Source organism: Blastococcus sp. SYSU D00922, from assembly GCF_054050495.1.
In genome coordinates this window covers 15,298-32,173 of record NZ_JBJGZL010000018.1, presented here as the reverse complement: position 1 = coordinate 32,173, position 16,876 = coordinate 15,298, and the positions used below count along the sequence as shown (strand labels likewise).

The window sequence follows — 16,876 nt, the reverse complement described above, 5'->3', positions numbered from 1 at the left end:
GGAGCCTAGGCCTCCCGGAGCCCGGCCACCTCGGTTGCGCGGCCCAGGACGGCGTCCAGCATGGGCTCGGTCAGCCGGCCGGTGAAGGTGTTCTGCTGGCTGACGTGGTAGCTGCCCAGCAGGGTGAGCGGCCCGCGCGGCCCCTCGAGGTCGACCTCCACGCCGTGCCCGAAGGCCGGCCGCGGTCGCGGGATCCGGTAGCCGGCCGCGGCGAGCACCGGCCACAGCGCCGTCCAGCCGAAGCCACCGAGGACGACGACCACGCGCAGGTCCGGCAGCAGCGACAGCTCCCGGGCCAGCCACGGGTTGCAGGTGTCCCGCTCCTGCGGGGTGGGCGCGTTGTCCGGAGGGGCGCAGCGCACGGCCGCCGCGACCCGGACGCCGGTCAGCTCCAGCCCGTCACCGATGTGCGTGGAGGTCGGCTGGTTGGCCAGCCCCGCCCGCCAGAGGGCGGCGAAGATCCAGTCACCGCTGCGGTCGCCGGTGAACACCCGCCCGGTGCGGTTCCCACCGTGCGCGGCCGGCGCCAGGCCGACGACGGCGATCCGCGCGTCGGCCGGCCCGAGACCGGGCACCGGCCGGGCCCAGTAGTCCCAGTCGCGGAACGAGGCGCGCTTGACGCGGGCGACCTCCTCGCGCCAGGCGACCAGCCGGGGGCAGGCGTAGCAGCCGGAGACCCGCTGGTCGAGGAGCTCCAGCGAGCGGGCGCCGGCGGCCGAGCGGACCACGCCGCCCGCGCTGCGGGTCGCCGGGTAGCCGCCGGCGTCGAGCGCCATCAGGACCGGGCGAGGCGCAGGGCGATGCCGTCGAGGATGTCGTGCTCGCTGACCACGACCTCGCCGAGCCCGAACTCGTCCATGAGCACGCGCAGGATCAGCGCGCCCGCGCCGATGACGTCGACCCGGCCCGGGTGCATGACCGGCATGGCCGCCCGCTTCTCGCGGGTCGCCGCCAGCAGGTCCGCCGTCACCGCCCGGACGTCGTCCACGGCGATCCGCGACCCGTGGATGGCGTCCGGGTCGTACTCCGGCAGGCCGAGCGCGATCGCGGCGACCGTGGTCACCGAGCCGGCCACGCCGACGAGGGTCGCGGCCTCCCCCACCGGGACCTCGGCGGCCACCGTCGCCAGCGCGGACCGGATGTCGTCCTCGGCCCGCCGGATCTCGTCGGCGGTGGGCGGGTCGGAGTGCAGGTGCCGCTCGGTCAGCCGCACGCAGCCGATGTCGACCGAGCGCGCGGCACGGACGCCTGCCCCGTCGCCGAGCACGAACTCCGTCGAGCCACCGCCGATGTCGACGACGAGGAACGGCGGGCGCGGCGGGGGCGCGCCGTGCGCCCCGGCGGCGGCGTCCAGGGACGCGGTGGCGCCGAGGAACGACAGCTCGGCCTCCTCGCGACCGGTGATGACGTCGGGCAGCCGGCCCAGCGTCTCCTTCACCATCCGCTCGAAGTCGGCGCGGTTCGACGCGTCGCGGCTGGCGCTGGTCGCGGCCATCCGCACCTCGGTGGCGCCGAGCTCCCGCGCGATCGCGGTGTACCCGGCCAGCGCGACCCGGGTGCGCTCGATGGCCTCCGGCGCCAACTGGCCGGTCGCGTCGACGCCCTGACCCAGGCGGACGACCTCCATGCGACGGGCCAGGTCGGTGTGCGCACCGCGCTCCGGCACGTCGGCGACCAGCAGGCGGATGGAGTTCGTCCCGCAGTCGATCGCGGCGACCCGCGTCACGGGGTGTCCTCGGGCCGGGCGCACGGCCCGGCGGCCCACCACTCGCCCATCTCCTCGACCGCGCGGTCGCCGATCGGGTTCACGCCCGGACCGGCCGCCAGCGCGTGGCCGGCCAGCGCGTGCAGGCACTTGACGCGGTCGGGCATCCCCCCGGCGGTCATCCGCGTGGGGAGCACGTCGCGGGCGTCGCGCGTGGCGAGGTACGCCTCGTGCGCCCGCTGGTAGCCGGCCGCCAGCTCCGGGTCGGTCGCCAGCTCGTCCTGCCACTCGCGCATCCGGCCGGCGGACTCCAGCCGGCTGGCCGCGGCGGTCGCCCGCGGGCAGGTCAGGTAGTACAGCGTGGGGAACGGCGTGCCGTCCTCCAGCCGTGGGGACGTCTCGACGACGTCGGGCTGGCCGCACGGGCAGCGGTGCGCCACCGCGACGAGGGCGCGCGGCGGCCGGCCGAGCTGGCGGGCTACGATCTCGCGCTCGGCGTCGCTGACAGGGGTGTCCACCCGAGAAGTCTGCGACAGCGCGTCCCGCGGTCCGCGGAGGGGGTCAGCCGTCGGCGTCGGCCAGCGACCGCATCAGGCCCTCGTACCAGGGCAGCTCCTCGTCGGGGGCTGTCGACTCGAGGGTGCCGGCGTCACCCTCCACCGCCTCACCGTCCACCACGACGACCAGCCGGTCACCGGGCAGCACGTAGGTGAGCCGCTCGCGCGCCTGCCGTTCGGCGTAGGCGGGGTCCGCCTGCCGCTCGAGCTGCTCGCGCAGCTCGGCGGCCCGGGCGTCGAGCTCCTCACCCTCCGCGGCGAGCTGCTCGAGCTCGGCCTGCCCGGCCAGGTACTGGCGGATGGGGCCGGCCAGCGTCAGGGCGAGCAGCAGCACCAGGCCGCCGAGCAGGACCGCCCGGCCGGTGACCAGCGGCCGGCGCCGGGTCGCCGTCCCCGCCGTGGGGCGGACCGCCCGACGGGCGGACCGCCGCTCCCCCGGCCGGCTGGTCGCGCTGCTGCGCAGCCCGGACGGCACCGGCCGGGTGGAGTGCACCCGAGGCGCCCGGCCGGTGGCGCGGGCGCCGCGGCTGCCGGCGCGGGCGCCGTCACCGGCCGGCCCGTTCCGCCTGCCCCGGACGCTGCTCATCCGACCGCGCTCAGCCTGCCGACAGCCGCGGGAAGGCGGCGGCGCCGGCGTAGCGGGCGGCGTCGTCGAGCTCCTCCTCGATGCGCAGCAGCTGGTTGTACTTGGCCACGCGCTCGCTCCGGGCCGGGGCGCCGGTCTTGATCTGACCGCAGTCGGTCGCGACGGCGAGGTCGGCGATCGTGGTGTCCTCGGTCTCGCCCGAGCGGTGGCTCATCATGCAGCGGTAGCCGCTGCGGTGGGCCAGGTTGACCGCGTCGAGGGTCTCGGTCAGCGTGCCGATCTGGTTGACCTTGACCAGCAGCGAGTTGGCCGCGCCGCGGGCGATGCCGTCGGCCAGGCGGCTGGGGTTGGTGACGAACAGGTCGTCGCCCACCAGCTGCACGCGGTCGCCGAGGGCGTCGGTGAGCGCGATCCAGCCGTCCCAGTCCTCCTCGGACAGCGGGTCCTCGATCGAGACGATCGGGTAGGCCCCGACGAGTTCGGTGTAGTACTCGGTGAGGTACTCGGCCGAGCGGGTCTGGCCCTCGAAGTCGTAACCGCCGTCGGAGTGGAACTCGGTCGCGGCGACGTCGAGCGCGAAGGCGATGTCGGTGCCGACGGAGTAGCCGGCCTTCTCCACGGCCTCGGCGATGAGGTCGAGGGCGGCGCGGTTGGTGGGCAGATCCGGCGCGAAGCCGCCCTCGTCACCGAGGCCGGTCGAGAGGCCGCGGCCCTTCAGCACCGACTTGAGCGCGTGGTACGTCTCGGTGCCCACGGCCAGGGCCTCGGCGAAGGTCGCCGCGCCGATCGGGGCGATCATGAACTCCTGCACGTCGACGTTGCTGTCGGCGTGGGCGCCGCCGTTGAGGATGTTCATCATCGGCACCGGCAGCAGGTGCGCGGAGGGGCCGCCGACGTAGCGGAACAGCGGCAGGCCGGCGGAGTCGGCGGCGGCCCGGGCCACGGCGAGGCTGACGCCGAGGAGGGCGTTGGCGCCCAGGCGCGACTTGTCCGGCGTGCCGTCGAGGTCGATCAGCCGCTGGTCGATGAGGCGCTGCTCGCTGGCCTCGTAGCCGACCAGCTCGGGCCCGATGACGTCGAGGACGCCGTCGACCGCCTTGGTCACGCCCTTGCCGCCGTAGCGGTCACCGCCGTCGCGCAGCTCCACGGCCTCGAAGGCTCCGGTGGAGGCGCCGCTGGGCACGGCGGCCCGGGCGATCGTCCCGTCGTCGAGGGCGACCTCGACCTCGACGGTGGGGTTTCCGCGCGAGTCCAGGATCTCCCGCGCGCCTACGGCATCGATGCTCGGCACGGGGGCAGCCTAGCCAGCGCCTCCGGGAACGCGTCCACGCCTCGCCCCTGGTCAGTCCGCGGAGCGCTCCAGCGCCTCGGCGTCGAGCTCCCCGGCGTACCGGCGGACCGCCTCGCGCAGGGCGTCCTCGGCGTCCCAGCCCCGCTGCTCGGCGGCCGTGACGACGGCGAGCAGCCGCTCCCCCAGCTCCTCGGGGCTGGTGGCGGAGAGCTCCGCCGGCGGCGGGGTGCGGAAGCCCGCCCGGCCCGCGCGGCGCACGAGGGCGGCGCCCCAGGACGCGGCAGGCTGCGAGCGCGAGACCCCCTCTGTGGGTGACCGGCGCTGCTTCTCCGCCTTCTTGATCTCCTCCCACCCGGCCTCCACCGCCGCCACGTCGCGCGGGCCGGCGTCGCCGAACACGTGCGGGTGCCGGCGGACCAGCTTGTCGACCAGGTCGCCGGCCACGTCGTCGATGTCGAACCGCCGATCGGGCGATGCCTCCGCGGCCACACGGGCGTGGAAGACCACCTGCAGGAGGACGTCGCCGAGCTCCTCCCGCATCGCGGCCGGGTCGTCGTCGACGATCGCGTCGTAGGCCTCGTGGGCCTCCTCCAGCAGGTAGCCGCGCAGTGAGGAGTGCGTCTGCTCCGCGTCCCACGGGCATCCGCCCGGCGAGCGGAGACGGTCCATCACGCGGACGACGTCGAGCAGTCGCTCCCCGGGCCGCGCAGCACTGTCGTCGGTGTCCGGGCCCGTCCCCTCCGCGAGCCAGGAGTCGACCAGCGCGACCGCGAACCGCAGGCCCAGCCCGGTCTCCTCGCGGAGGAGCGCGACGCCGCGCACCCGGTCCTCCCGAGCGGCCTCGAGCACGCGGGTGCGGACGGCCGTCGCCACGCTGATCGTCTCCGGCCTCGGCGGATGGCTCCAGGGCACCGAGTCGTCCCTACTCGGCGGGCGTCGGGGTGGCGGCGCCGGCCCCCGACTCGTCGTCGCCGCCGAGGATGTCGACCACGCCGCCGTCCCCGGCGACCAGCCGGCCCTCCTCCAGCACCCCGTACCGCGGGTTGACGGTCACCCCGAGGTCCTCGCGCACCGCCTCGACCCGCTCGTTCGCCGCGGTCTCGACCCCCTCGGAGGCCTCGCTCTCCAGCTGGGGCCGGACCTCCTCGAAGGTCGGGTAGACCACGTCGCCCACGAAGGTGACCACGACGCCGCCCGCCTCGGGCACCGGCGTCGCGAAGGCGGTGTTGGGCGCGGCCGACTGGATGCCCTCGGCCAGCACCGCCGGCAGCTCGTCGGCCGGCCGCGACTCCAGCTCGGGGAGCGTGGCGGCGCCGGCGAACCGGGCGGCGAGCGGCGCGTAGGCCGCCGGGTTGCCGGTCAGCTGGGCGACCGCGAGGTCGGCGGTCGCCTGGTCGGGCACGGTGACGTAGCCGAACGAGACCTCCGCGAGGTCCTCCCGGACCTCGGCGTAGCGGGCCTGCAGCGCCTCGTCGCTCAGGGCGTCGGCCTCGCCCTCGGCCTCGGCGATGCCCACCCGCACGAGCTGCTGGCGGACGTTCTCGAAGACGTCCTCGCGCCCGATCCCCTGCTCCGCGAGCTGGCCGAAGACCGCGTCGGGGTCGTCCTCGCCGAGCAGGTCGTCGATCCGCGCCCGCACGTCGGCGTCGGTCACCTCCACCCCGTAGCGCTCGGCGGCGACGGCGTAGACCTCCTCCTGGACCAGCAGCCCGAGCACCCGGCGGGTGAACTCGTCGCCCTGCGCCTCCGCGTACGCGGCGACGGTCGGGTCGGCCAGCCGCTCCTGGACGGCGTCGTCGAGCTCGGCCACCGAGATGTGGGTGTCACCCACGTAGGCGGCGACGGTGGGCGAGGTCCGGCAGCCGGACAGCCCGGTCACGGCGACGGTCAGGAGGAACCCGGAGACGAGCACCCGGGGAACTCGACGCTTCAGCACGACGGCAGGTTGCCACACCGGGTGTGACGCCCGCCGCACCCCGCCCGGACCTGGGGCCAAAGTGGCCACTTCGGCCCCAGGGGTCGGTCAGGAGGCGGCGGCGACCGGCTGGGCGAGGACGGCGGACAGCGTGGCGTGCAGGTTCTCCAGGAGCGCCACGTCGCGCAGCGGGGTCCGGCGGTCGGGGCCGACCGGCACCTTGAGCGAGATGGTCCGCACGGCGGCCTTGTAGGACGCGCCGTCGGCCAGCCGCGCCAGGCGCATCTGCTTGGACTCGGGCAGGTCGACCGGGCTGATCCGGATCGCGCGGCCCTGCAACGACACCTCGGTGATCCCCAGCGCGCGCATCGCCGTCCGGAACCGGGCGACCGCGATCAGGTTGAGCACCGGGGCCGGCGGGGCGCCGTACCGGTCGGTGAGCTCGTCGAGCACCGCCTGCGCCTGCTCGTCGTCCTGGATGGAGGCGACCTTGCGGTAGGCCTCCATCCGCAGCCGCTCCCCGGGCACGTAGTCGTGCGGCAGGTGCGCGTCGACCGGCAGGTCGACCCGGACCTCGACCGGCTCGACCGGTGCGGACTCGCCGGTGACCTGCGACCGGTAGTCGGCCACCGCCTCGCCCACCAGGCGGACGTAGAGGTCGAACCCGACGCCGGCGATGTGCCCAGACTGCTCGCCGCCCAGCAGGTTGCCCGACCCGCGGATCTCGAGGTCCTTCATCGCGACCGCCATGCCGGCCCCGAGGTCGGTGTTGTGCGCGATGGTCGTCAGCCGGTCGACCGAGGTCTCGGTGAGCGGCCGCGTCGGGTCGTAGGTGAAGTAGGCGTAGGCGCGCTCGCGGCCACGGCCCACCCGACCGCGGATCTGGTGCAGCTGGGAGAGGCCGAAGGTGTCGGCCCGGTCGACGATCAGCGTGTTGGCGTTCGGGATGTCCAGGCCGGACTCGACGATCGTCGTCGCGACCAGGACGTCGTACTCCTTCTCCCAGAAGCCGACCATGATGCGCTCGAGCTCGTGCTCCTTCATCTGCCCGTGGCCGACCGCCACCCGGGCCTCGGGCACCAGGTTGCGGATCTTGGCCGCCGCCTTGTCGATCGACTGCACGCGGTTGTGGATCACGAAGACCTGCCCGTCGCGCAGCAGCTCGCGCCGGATCGCGGCGGCCATCTGCTTGTCGTCCCAGGCGCCGACGTAGGTCAGCACCGGGTGCCGCTCCTCCGGGGGCGTGAGGATGGTCGACATCTCGCGGATGCCGGTCAGGCTCATCTCCAGCGTGCGCGGGATCGGGGTGGCCGACATCGAGAGGACGTCGACCGCCGTCCGCATCGTCTTCAGGTACTCCTTGTGCTCGACGCCGAAGCGCTGCTCCTCGTCGACGATCACCAGACCCAGGTCCTTGAACCGGGTGGTCGGCTGCAGGAGCCGGTGCGTGCCGACCAGCACGTCGATCTCGCCGTCGGCCAGCTTGCGGATGATCTCGTCGCTCTCCGCCTTGGTCTGGAACCGGGAGAGGACGGCGACGGTGACCGGGAACTGCGCGAAGCGCTCGGCGAACGTCTTGTAGTGCTGGTTGGCCAGCAGCGTCGTCGGCACCAGGACGGCGACCTGCTTGCCGTCCTGCACAGCCTTGAACGCCGCGCGCACCGCGATCTCGGTCTTCCCGTAGCCGACATCGCCGCAGATGATCCGGTCCATCGGGACCGGCTGCATCATGTCGGCCTTGACCTCGTCGATCGCGCCGAGCTGGTCGGGCGTCTCCTGGAACGGGAAGGCGTCCTCGAGCTCCCGCTGCCACACGGTGTCCGGACCGAAGGCGTGCCCCTTGGTCGCCATGCGCGCCGAGTAGAGGCGGATGAGCTCCGCGGCGATCTGCTTGACCGCCTTGCGCGCCTGGTTCTTCGTCTTCTGCCAGTCGGCGCCGCCGAGCTTGGACAGCGCGGGCGCCTCCCCGCCGACGTAGCGGGTGAGCTGGTCGAGGGAGTCGGTGGGCACGAACAGCCGGTCCGGCGGCTGGTTCCGCCGCGACGGCGCGTACTCGACGATCAGGTAGTCCCGCTGCCCGCCGTTGACGGTGCGGCTGATCATCTCGATGTACCGGCCGATGCCGTGCTGCTCGTGGACGACGAGGTCGCCGGGCTGCAGCTGGGCGAGGTCGACGGCGTTGCGGCGGCGGGCCGGCATCTTCGCGGCGTCACGCATCGAGGTGCCGCGCTGGCCGGTGAGGTCGTGCTCGGTGAGCAGCGCCAGGCCGACGCCGGGGAAGGCGAAGCCGGACTCCAGGTTGCCCTGGGTGACGTGGGTCAGCCCGGCGTCGGGGGCGCCGGCGATGTCGGGCACCAGGCGGACACCGAGGTCGGCCTCGGTGAACTGGTCGGCGGCGCGCTGCGCCGGCCCCGGACCGGCGAACGTGACGACGACCCGCCACCCGTCGCGGTGCCAGGCGCGCATGGCCTCGATGGCGCGGCCCTGGTCGCCGTGGAAGCGCTCGACGGTCGTCGCGTCGAGGGTCACCTGGTCGTCGTCGTCCTCCGGCTGGAGGGTGAAGGCGCCGGTGGTCCACCACGGCAGCCCGCGGATGCGCGCGGCGGTCTCCACCTCGGCGAGGTCGCGGAAGGACGACGCCCCGAGGTCGATCGGCGCCTGCCCGGCCTCGGCGGCGGTCGACCACGAGGCGGCGAGGAACTCCTCCGCGGTGCGCACGAGGTCGGCCGCCCGGCTGCGCACCCGCTCCGGGTCGCACACGAGCACGTGGGTGCCGCGGGCGACGAGATCGGTCAGCAGCTGCATCTCACCGGTGACGAGAGCCGGGATGAGCGACTCCATCCCCTCGACCGCGATGCCCTCGGCGAGCTTGCCGAGGATCTCGGCCAGCTCCGGGTGCTCGACGGCCAGGGCGGCGGCGCGCTCGCGCACCTCGCCCGAGAGCAGCAGCTCCCGGCACGGCGGCGCCCACAGCCGTTCGGGCCGCTCGTCGAGCGAGCGCTGGTCGGCCGCGGAGAAGTAGCGCAGCTCGTCGACCTCGTCGCCCCAGAACTCGACGCGCACGGGATGCGGCTCGGTCGGGGGGAACACGTCGAGCAGCCCGCCGCGGACGGCGAACTCGCCGCGCTTCTCGACCAGCTCGACGCGGGTGTAGGCGGCGTCGGCCAGGGCACGGGCGACGTCGTCCAGGTCGGCGGAGTCGCCGGGCTTCAGCTCCACCGGCACCAGGTCGCCCAGGCCGGGTGCGAGCGGCTGGAGCACGCTCCGCACCGGGGCGACGAGCACGTCGACCGGGCCGTTCTCGCCGGGGTGTGTCAGGTCGCGGAGCACCGCGAGGCGTCGTCCGACCGTGTCGGCCCGGGGGCTGAGCCGCTCGTGCGGGAGCGTCTCCCAGGCCGGGAAGGTCTCGATGCGCCGGCCGGGCAGGAAGCAGCGCAGCAGGTCGGCGGTCTGGTCGGCGTCCCGTTCCCCGGCGGTGACGACCAGGACCGGGACGCCGGCGCCCGGCTCTGCCGATTCCCGCCCCCCAGCCCCCGTCGCGAGGGCCGCGGCCACGAGCGGCTGCACGGGCGGGGGCGCGGTCACGGCCAGCGACGCCCGGCCGGCCGACGCGACGACGCGGGCCATGCCGGGGTCGGCGAGGACGACGTCGAGCACGCCGCGCAAGGTCACGCTGTTCTCTCCTGGGGATCGAAGGCGGCCCGCACGTGCCGCGGACATGCGACAGGGGCCGGACCTCCAGGTTAGCCCCGGGTTCCGGCCCCTGCCGTCGTCCTCAGGAGGTGAGGGCGCGCGCGACGCGGCCCACCGGCTCCTCGGCGTCGATGGCGGCGAGCGCCTTGCGCAGGATCGTGCTGGAGGTGTGCGCGGTGTACGGGAAGTACCGCACCTCCACGCCGACCGCGGCGAAGTCCCGCTCGAGCCGGTCACCCTTGGCCGTGCCGCGCCAGTCGTCACCCTTGAAGATCACGTCGAAGCCGACCTGGCGCCAGGTGTCGATCTTGTCGGGGACCACCTCGGCGTGCACGTCGTCGACGAACCGCAGGCTGCGGACGATCTCGATGCGCTCCGCGAGCGGGATGACCGGCGCGCGCCCCTTGGTGAGCACGAGCATCTCGTCGGAGACGACCCCCGCGATCAGGCGGTCACAGCTCTCCGCGGCGTGCTTCAGGATGTTCAGGTGGCCGATGTGGAACAGGTCGTAGGCACCGGGGGCGTACCCGATCACAGTCATGTTCCGCTCCCCGTGTCGTCGATTCCTGGGCGGACCCGCGGCTGCGAGGCACCATCCGCTCACTCCGAGTAGCCGGACGGCATGTGGAACCGCGCCGTCCAGGACCTTCCGGCCGGAAACTACCGGAACACCCGTCACTGCAGGTGACCTTCCGCCCTCGTCTCACCCCTTCGTAGTGACCGCGGGACGACGAGGGGCGCAAGCTCCCCGAATGGGGTGAGCGGGCGCGGTCGGGACCTGGGGAGGCCGCGTCCGGGCGACTAAAGTCCACGGTCCAGGCCGATGGCGGCGGGGTTGCTCCTCTGTCCGAGGCGCGGACGGAGGACGACGTGGAATTCATCGACTACCTGAACGCGATACGCCGGCACTGGCCCTTCTGGGTCGTCCCCGCGCTCCTGGGGGTCGCCCTGGCCGCCGCGCTGGTCCAGCTGAGCAGCCCCACCTACGAGGCGCGGGCCGAGGTCTTCGTCGCCGGGTCTTCGACCGGCAGTCCGCAGCTGGTGGCCCAGCGGGTGAAGAGCTACCCCGACGTGGCATCCAGCCGTGCGGTCCTCGCCCCGGTGATGGACCAGCTGCAGCTCGATGCTCCGTTCGCCGAGGTCCAGGAGCAGGTCAGGGCCAGCAATCCCGTCGACACCTCCCAGATCGTCATCACCGCGACCTCCGCCTCGCCGGAGCAGGCCGCGGCGCTGGCCAACGCCGTCGCTGACGAGTTCACCGAGGTGGTGCAGACCCTCGAGCGCACCGAGTCGGGGCCGCCGCCGGTGACCCTCACGGTCACCGACCCCGCCACCGAGCCGACCTCGCCGTCGGGTGTCTCGTCGATCTACGTCCTGGCGCTGGGGCTCTGCGTGGGGCTGCTCCTCGGTCTGGCTCTCGCCGTGATCCGCGGGCGCAGCAGCACAGCCCTCTACGACGAGTCCGACGTCCGAGCGGCGTGGGACGAGGACGCGGCCGATCCGGCCGCCGTGCCCGTGTTGACGGCGCCGCGGGGACGGGCCCGCCGCAGTCGTCTGGCAGGGGACCCGGCCCGGGGCCTGGCGCGGCGCCTCGAGGTCATGGCGGAGAACCGGCCGGTCCGGATCCTCATGCTGTCCCCGTCGCCGTCAGCGGCGGAACACCGGGCGGTGGCGAAGTTCGCCGCGGCGGTGGCCACGGAGCTGGACGGGCACCGCGTCTCCTCGTCGGTCTCCGAGTACTCGGCGCCCGCCGCCACCCGGGACCCGCACCCGAACGCCCAGGTCCGCCTCCACCTCGGGGACCCGCTGGCTCCGCTGCGCACCTGGCGGGAGGTCGCCCGGGAGTGCACGGGAGTGGTGCTGGTCGTCCGGAGCGGTCGGGTCGCCGCCGCCGAACTGCGCGAGCTCCAAGGCCTGCTCCGCACCGCCGGCATCACGACGCTGGCCGTGGTCGTGATCCGGCGCCGGCGCGGCCGCTCCAGGTCCGCCGAGAAGCGCCGTCCCCCCGCCCGCACCCCGGCGGACGACCCCAGGGCGGCGTCGGCACGGCTGCTCGCGGGCGTCCGGCCCGGCGCCCCCGCGGGCACCGGCGGAGCGGACGGGGCGACCGCCCGCTGAGCCCGTCCCGATCGCTGCGCATCCGCCGTCCGGGGGAATCCCCCCATGGAGGCAAGAGCCGTAGATGAGCGGCAGCGAGGGCGTTAGCGTCGCAGCACGGGAGCTCGTTCACGACGAAACGCTCACGACGACCGCTAGGCAGCAGACAACTGGAGTGACGATGTTCAACGCATGGATCGATCGGGCGGACGAGCTGTCCAAGGAATTCCAGACGGCGAGCCCTTTTCCGCTGCTCGTGATCGACGACTTCCTCGACACCGCGACGGCGGAGGCGCTCCTCCAGGAATTCCCCCGCCCCGACGCCATGCCCAAGTCCCGTGACTACGTGTTCGGCGACAAGCACGAGCTGTCGAGCGTGGCGGAGCAGGGCCCGACCAGCAAGGCGTTCTACGACGCGCTCATGGGCGACCAGTTCAAGCAGTTCATCAGCACGCTGACCGGCAAGGACCTCTTCGTCGACCCGGCGTTCCACGGCGGCGGGTTCCACCAGAGCGGTGACGGCGGCTTCCTGGACACCCACGTCGACTTCAACATGCACCCGCTGCACTCGAACTGGCTGCGGACGCTGAACGTCCTGCTGTACCTGAACAAGGACTGGAAGCCCGAGTACGACGGCCGGCTGCTGATCAAGAACGGTCCCGACGGCGAGACGCGGGCGATCGAGCCGCTGTTCAACCGTGGCCTCATCATGGTGACCGACGACCGCACCTTCCACGGGTTCAAGAAGATGACGCTCCCGCCGGGGGTCACGCGCAAGTCGATCGCCACCTACGCCTACGAGCTCGTGCCCGAGGGCAGCGTCGAGGCGCGCACCACCGGGTGGTCGCCGGAGTCCGCCGGAACCCTGAAGCGCACCTTCGCCCGGCACTACGACACGGCCGTCAAGGTCAAGACGAAGCTGTTCGGGAGCGCCACCGCGAAGAACCGCTGACCCACCGCGCCCGACCGCCCAGGCCCGGCAGACCCGCCGGGTCGGGGCGGTCGCGCTCGTCCAGCACCCCCGTGCACCGCCCGAGCGGGCACGCGCCCACACCCCGCGCCCCGGCGCGATCGACGTCCTGCAAGGAGGCGCCGTGACCACGCACGTCGCCGGTCCGACGACCATCGCCGTGCACCCGCACGCCGACCTCTACGGCAGCGACCGCATGTTCCTCGAGAGCATCGACGCGATGGCCCCCGACGTCCTGGTCGTGCTCTCCAAGCAGGGCCCGCTGGTCGACGAGGTGGCGCGCCGGGGCATCCACCACCAGATCATGCCCTTCCCGGTCCTGCGCAAGGTCGAGCTCACGACGCCGTGGAAGGCGCTGGTCTTCCTCGGCCAGTTCCTGTGGTCGGTCGCCACGCTGACCGTCTGGCTGCGGGCCCGCCGTCCCGCCGCCCTGTACGTGAGCACGATCGCCGCTCCGGAGTGGCTCATCGCCGGCCGGCTGAGCCGGACGCGCGTGGTCTGCCACCTCCACGAGAGCGTGCCGCAGATGTCGCGCACCGGCAGTGCGCTGCTGCTCGCACCGCTGCTCGCGGCCCACCTCGTGCTGGCCAACAGCGAGGGCACGCTCGCGTGGATCCGTTCCTCCCTGGGCGAGCGCATGGCGCGCCGCAGCCGCGTCCTGCACAACGGCGTGCGCGAGCCGTCGCGGACCCCCGCGTCCTCCGCCGGGCCGGAGGCCGGCCCGCACCGCCTGGTGGTGGTGGGCCGGCTGTCCGCGATCAAGGGTCAGGACATCGCGATCCGCGCGACGGCGCTCGTCCGCCGGGCCGGGTACGACGTCACGCTCACGCTCGTCGGGGACGGGTACCCCGGCTACGAGGACCTCGTGGAGGGGCTGCACCGGCTGGCCGCCGACGAGGGCGTCGCCGACATCACCGTGTTCACCGGCTTCCGGGACCCGACGCCCTACGTCGCGGACGCCGACGTCGTGCTCATGCCCTCGCGGGTGGAGTCGTTCGGCCTGGTCGCCGTGGAGGCCCTCCTGCTGGGCCGGCCGGTGGTCGCCACCCGCATCGGCGGCCTGCCGGAGGTCATCAAGCACGGCGAGACCGGGGTTCTGGTCGAGCCCGACGACCCGCAAGCTCTCGCCGACGCCGTCATCCACCTGCTCGAGCACCCCGAGCAGGCGGACGCGCTCGGTCGCGCAGGCCTCGCGGACGCGCGCTCCCGCTTCTCCATCGAGGCGTACTCGGCGGGCTTGAGCGACGCGGTCCTCCAGGGCAGCTGACCCGGCCCCTGCTCAGTCCCCGCGTGCGACGAGGTCCGGTGAGGGAGCACCGGCTGCGACCCCGGCCGACGGGCGCCCCGGGCCGACGCCAGGGCGGTCCCCCGGCGCCACCATGCGCAGGCGCGTCCCGCCCTCCACCCGCATCGAGATCAGTGCCAGGACGATGAAGCCGGGCGTCGCATCGAACAGCCCGCTCTCCAGCAGGCTGCGGCCGACCAGGAAGACCGTGAGGCCGAGGAACAGCATGCCTTCCTCGCGCGGGACCCGTCGCAGCCCGAGGAAGATCCACAGCACCCAGGCCAGGGCCACGATGAGACCGACCCAGCCGGCCTGGACCAGTGCGGACACCCAGCTGCTGTCCAGCAGCTGCGTGTTCCACCACTGGCCCGCGACCGGGATGAACTTCACCGACAGACCACCCCCGAAGGCGATCTGCCAGACCGACTCGGTCCACGACCAGGCGGCCCGCCAAGCGATGAGGCGGGAGTCCAGCGTGCTCGTGCCGTCGCCGCCGCGCTCGACGAAGCTCTCGACGACGCCGGTCGTGGCCACGACGACGACGGCCACCGCGGCGGTGCACAGCATGGTGACGACCAGGCCGACCCGCGGCCTGCGGACGCGCAGGACCATCACGGCCAGGCCGAGCAGCACCATGATCAGCGAGGTCCGGGAGCCGGTCAGCCAGATGATGCCGAGGAAGCCCACCACGGCGAGGCTGTTCAGCCACGTCGGCCGGCCCAGCAGGCTGGGCCAGGCCATGGCCAGCACGACGACGCCGGACAGGAGGGCAAGCTCGTTCGGGTTGAGCGGCGGGATGCCGCCGCCGAGGCGCCCGTCGGCGAGGGTCGGGATCCCGGTGGCAGCGGCCACCAGCGCGACGATCGCGCAGGCCCGCACCAGCGCCCGGAGCGCGTCGGCCGTCGGCGCGGCCCGCAGCAGGAAGTAGACGGTCGCGGTCAGGACGGCCACCCGCAGGACGATGGGTCCGCTGGCCGCCACCGTCCCACCGGTCAGCGCACCGAACGTGGACGCGAGCAGGAAGACGGCCACGAACCACAGCGTGCCGGTGCCGAGGGGGCGTCGAGGTCGCGGCTGCGCCAGGGCGATGGCGAGGACGAGACCGATCAGGCTGAGCAGCCCCTTGCCCACGACGACGGGGTCCAGCGACCCGGAGAAGTAGACGCCCTGGCGCCACACCACCGTGCTGCCGACGAGGCACAGCCCGACGCAGAGGAGGCGGGCAGGGGTAGCGGACACGGGGGACCAATCATCCGGGCGCCGGCTCAGGTGCGCGACGAGGAAGGCCGCAGAACTGTAACTGCCACGGGGCCCCGGAAAGGCGTGCGACGGGCCCGGAAGGGACCACTCGAGCCCGGCGGTCGGCACCGACCGTGGCGCGACGTCGAACCCCGTGGGGTGATGTCGGCGCCGTCCAGGGCCGCAACGGCGCCTGTCCGGGGGAGGATCGGTGCCGTGGGACGACTACGGGGGCTGCTGCGCCATCCGGCCGGCGGCGCCCTGGTCGCCCAGGGGACCAGCGCCGTCGCCGGGCTGGCGCTCCAGGTGGCGGCGGCGCGGGAGCTGGGTGCTGCGGGCCTGGCGGTGTTCGCCCTCGGGTACGGAGCGCTGCTGCTGGCGACAGCCGTCTCCAGCGGGATGGTCGGTTCCAGCCTGACGATCCTGGACCGTCACGAGCCGCGGATCAGGGCGGGCCTGCACGCGTGGACCGTCATCGTGGCGCTCGTCATCGGTGTCGCCGGCGTGCTGGCGGCCGTCGTGAGCGGCGTCGTGCCCGGGTGGTCCGCCCCCTTGGTCGGGCTCGCGTGCGCGGCCTTCATCGTCGAGGACACGCTGCGCCGGCTGCTCATGGCCACGCGCCGCTTCTGGTCCCTGCCCACCGTGGACATCACCAACGTGGTCCTCGCCATCGGCACGCTGGTCGTGCTGGAGATGACCGGTGAGCTCACGATGACGTCGTTCGTCGTCGCCGTCCTGGTCTCGCAGACCGGCGCGGGGATCATCGCCTGGTGGTGCGTCCCGGCCGGCGAACGACCGCGTGGCCCGTGGCGGCGTCCGGCCCTGCGCGGCGTCGCGGGCTTCGGGGTCTGGTCGGCCCTGACCCAGATGATCCGGCCGGCGGCCCTCAGCCTGCTGCGCATCGCGCTCATCGCAGTCGTGGGCGCCGCCGCCTACGGCGCGGTCGAGATCGCCCGCGTGTACACGGCTCCGACGCTCCTCCTCGTCACCGGCGTCGGATCCTTCCTGCTCCCCCACTTCGTGTCCCTGCGGCACCGCGACCTCTCCGAGAGCCTCCGGTTCGCCGACCGGACGGTCGTGGCCCTCGTCCTGGGAGCGGCCGTGCTGGGCGCGGCGGGCGTGCTGCTGCTGCCGTGGCTGGGCCCTCTGATGACCGGCAGCAGCTACGACGTCCCGGTGGCAGCCGTCGTGGCGTGGACCGGCTATGCGATGACGGCAGGCGCGCTGCTCCCCTACGGCAGCATGGGCATGGTCCACGGCGGGCAGCGGCGAGTCATGGCGATGCGGGTGTCGGAGCTGGGCTCCCTGGTCCTCGCGGTGCTGTGCGCGCTCTGGATCGAGGACGGCGCGCTCTGGAGCCCGCTGGCCCTCGCCGTCGGTCCTGCGGTCGCGGCGTACGTCTTGCGCCGGTCGCTGCTGGTCCCGATCGTCCGACGTCAGGAGTCGGCCGTGGAGCCCGCCACCGCCTGACGCCGTCGCCGCCCCCGGCGCCTCACCCCAACGTGCCACGCGCCGGTCCATGCGATTGAGGGCCGCGG

Annotated in this window: 14 protein-coding genes; 4 read left to right on the top strand and 10 right to left on the bottom strand. The window is 73.9% G+C overall.

What is annotated here, in order from left to right; genetic code table 11:
* Positions 1–5: 5 nt before the first annotated feature.
* The 9 genes from ACI78T_RS19160 to ACI78T_RS19120 form a co-directional block, all read right to left on the bottom strand.
* Positions 6–776, bottom strand: a complete 771-nt coding sequence (locus tag ACI78T_RS19160) for a uracil-DNA glycosylase (protein WP_456559720.1) — start codon at positions 774–776, stop codon at positions 6–8.
* Complete coding sequence (locus ACI78T_RS19155) at positions 776–1,726, bottom strand: Ppx/GppA phosphatase family protein (protein WP_456559719.1); 951 nt, start codon at positions 1,724–1,726, stop codon at positions 776–778. Before ACI78T_RS19155 ends, ACI78T_RS19160 begins: the two co-directional genes overlap by 1 nt.
* Positions 1,723–2,223, bottom strand: coding sequence for a DUF501 domain-containing protein (locus ACI78T_RS19150; RefSeq protein ID WP_456559718.1), 501 nt, complete (start codon positions 2,221–2,223; stop codon positions 1,723–1,725). Before ACI78T_RS19150 ends, ACI78T_RS19155 begins: the two co-directional genes overlap by 4 nt.
* Positions 2,224–2,266: 43 nt before the next feature.
* Complete coding sequence (locus ACI78T_RS19145) at positions 2,267–2,848, bottom strand: FtsB family cell division protein (RefSeq protein ID WP_456559717.1); 582 nt, start codon at positions 2,846–2,848, stop codon at positions 2,267–2,269.
* Between the two features lie 10 nt (positions 2,849–2,858).
* The gene (gene eno, locus ACI78T_RS19140; protein WP_456559716.1) at positions 2,859–4,139 is read right to left on the bottom strand and encodes a phosphopyruvate hydratase; all 1,281 of its coding nucleotides are present in this window, start codon (positions 4,137–4,139) and stop codon (positions 2,859–2,861) included.
* Positions 4,140–4,190: 51 nt separating this feature from the next.
* Positions 4,191–5,012 (bottom strand): MazG family protein, encoded by an 822-nt coding sequence (locus tag ACI78T_RS19135; RefSeq protein ID WP_456559715.1) that lies wholly within the window; start codon positions 5,010–5,012, stop codon positions 4,191–4,193.
* 49 nt (positions 5,013–5,061) lie between these two features.
* Positions 5,062–6,075: a SurA N-terminal domain-containing protein gene (locus tag ACI78T_RS19130; RefSeq protein WP_456559714.1), complete on the bottom strand. Its 1,014-nt coding sequence runs from the start codon at positions 6,073–6,075 to the stop codon at positions 5,062–5,064.
* 87 nt (positions 6,076–6,162) lie between these two features.
* Complete coding sequence (gene mfd / locus ACI78T_RS19125) at positions 6,163–9,726, bottom strand: transcription-repair coupling factor (RefSeq protein WP_456559713.1); 3,564 nt, start codon at positions 9,724–9,726, stop codon at positions 6,163–6,165.
* A gap of 103 nt (positions 9,727–9,829) precedes the next feature.
* On the bottom strand, positions 9,830–10,288 hold the full coding sequence (locus tag ACI78T_RS19120; RefSeq protein ID WP_456559712.1) for an adenylyltransferase/cytidyltransferase family protein: 459 nt from the start codon (positions 10,286–10,288) through the stop codon (positions 9,830–9,832).
* 329 nt (positions 10,289–10,617) lie between these two features.
* Here ACI78T_RS19120 and ACI78T_RS19115 point away from each other — a divergent pair, with 329 nt between their 5' ends.
* The 3 genes from ACI78T_RS19115 (at position 10,618) to ACI78T_RS19105 (ending at position 14,081) form a co-directional block, all read left to right on the top strand.
* Positions 10,618–11,865 carry a YveK family protein gene (locus tag ACI78T_RS19115; protein ID WP_456559711.1) on the top strand — a complete coding sequence of 416 codons (1,248 nt, stop codon included), beginning with the start codon at positions 10,618–10,620 and terminating at the stop codon, positions 11,863–11,865.
* Positions 11,866–12,025: 160 nt separating this feature from the next.
* Positions 12,026–12,796: a 2OG-Fe(II) oxygenase gene (locus tag ACI78T_RS19110; protein ID WP_456559710.1), complete on the top strand. Its 771-nt coding sequence runs from the start codon at positions 12,026–12,028 to the stop codon at positions 12,794–12,796.
* Between the two features lie 142 nt (positions 12,797–12,938).
* Positions 12,939–14,081 carry a glycosyltransferase family 4 protein gene (locus ACI78T_RS19105; protein WP_456559709.1) on the top strand — a complete coding sequence of 381 codons (1,143 nt, stop codon included), beginning with the start codon at positions 12,939–12,941 and terminating at the stop codon, positions 14,079–14,081.
* A 12-nt stretch (positions 14,082–14,093) separates the two neighbouring features.
* Here the strand turns inward: ACI78T_RS19105 and ACI78T_RS19100 are convergent, their stop codons facing one another.
* A complete protein-coding gene (locus ACI78T_RS19100; protein WP_456559708.1) occupies positions 14,094–15,338 on the bottom strand; it encodes an O-antigen ligase family protein in 1,245 nt (414 codons plus the stop codon).
* 216 nt (positions 15,339–15,554) lie between these two features.
* Here ACI78T_RS19100 and ACI78T_RS19095 point away from each other — a divergent pair, with 216 nt between their 5' ends.
* Positions 15,555–16,808, top strand: coding sequence for a hypothetical protein (locus tag ACI78T_RS19095; protein ID WP_456559707.1), 1,254 nt, complete (start codon positions 15,555–15,557; stop codon positions 16,806–16,808).
* The last annotated feature ends 68 nt before the right edge of the window (positions 16,809–16,876 follow it).